This window comes from Cryobacterium sp. Hb1 (genome assembly GCF_004403585.1).
Classification (GTDB): Bacteria; Actinomycetota; Actinomycetes; order Actinomycetales; family Microbacteriaceae; genus Cryobacterium; species Cryobacterium lyxosi.
In genome coordinates this window covers 1-1225 of record NZ_SOHI01000019.1, presented here as the reverse complement: position 1 = coordinate 1225, position 1225 = coordinate 1, and the positions used below count along the sequence as shown (strand labels likewise).

1 protein-coding gene is annotated in these 1225 nt (G+C 63.7%); it reads left to right on the top strand.

The annotated features are described in order from the left end of the window. On the top strand, window positions 1-1225 hold a 1225-nt coding region (locus tag E3T38_RS06885), incomplete at both ends, for a SulP family inorganic anion transporter (protein ID WP_241984345.1).

Here is a 1225-nt window from a genome sequence, read left to right as displayed (position 1 = left end):
CAAAAATCCACCGCGCCCAACCGTTACCGAGCGGAACCCTCCGTTCTCACCGCCCTGCGCACGCCCCGCCTGCTCACCCGCGAAGTTCTGGCCGGCCTCGTCGTGGCCATGGCCCTCATCCCCGAGGCGATCGCTTTCTCGATCATCGCCGGCGTCGACCCACGCGTCGGCCTGTTCTCCTCGTTCGTGATGGCCGTGACAATCGCTGTCGTCGGCGGACGCCCGGCCATGATCACCGCCGCCACCGGCGCCATCGCCCTCGTCATCGCCCCCGTCGCACGAGAATACGGCATGGAATATTTCATCGCCACCGTCATCCTGGCCGGCGTGTTTCAAATCGCACTGAGCCTGGTCGGCATCGCCAAGCTCATGCGCTTCATTCCCCGCAGCGTCATGGTCGGCTTCGTCAACGCCCTTGCGATTCTCATCTTCACAGCCCAACTCCCCCAACTGCTCGACGTGCCCTTCATGGTCTACCCCCTCGTCGCCGCCGGGCTGATCATCATGGTCGTCATGCCACGCATCACCAAAGTGATCCCGGCCCCACTCGTCGCAATCGTCGTACTCACCCTGGTCACCGTACTAATGGCGATCAACGTCCCCACCATCCGCGACCAGGGAGAACTCCCCCAGAGCCTGCCCGAACTCTTTTTCCCCAGCGTTCCGCTCAACTGGGACACCTTCACCATCATCGCCCCCTACGCCCTCGGCATGGCCCTCGTCGGAATCCTCGAGTCACTCATGACCGCAAAATTCGTCGACGAGATCACCGACACCCACTCCAACAAGACCCGCGAGACCTGGGGCCAGGGCGTCGCCAACATCATGAGCGGCTTGTTCGGCGGAATGGGCGGTTGCGCCATGATCGGCCAGACCATGATCAACGTCAAGGCCTCGGGCGCCCGCACCCGCATCTCCACCTTCCTCGCCGGCATCTTCCTGCTCGTTCTGGTCCTCGGCCTCGGCGACGTACTCGCCGTCGTGCCCATGGCCGCCCTAGTCGCGGTGATGATCATCGTGTCGTATCTGACCTTTGACTGGCACAGCATCCGCTTGTCAACTCTCAAGCGGATGCCAGGAAGCGAGACCACCGTCATGGTCACCACGGTCGTCATCATCGTTCTCACCCACAACCTGGCCATCGGCGTCGTCGCCGGCGTGATCGTGGCCATGGTCGCCTTCGCGCGCCGAGTCGCCCACCTAGCCCGGGTGGAACGCACGGTTG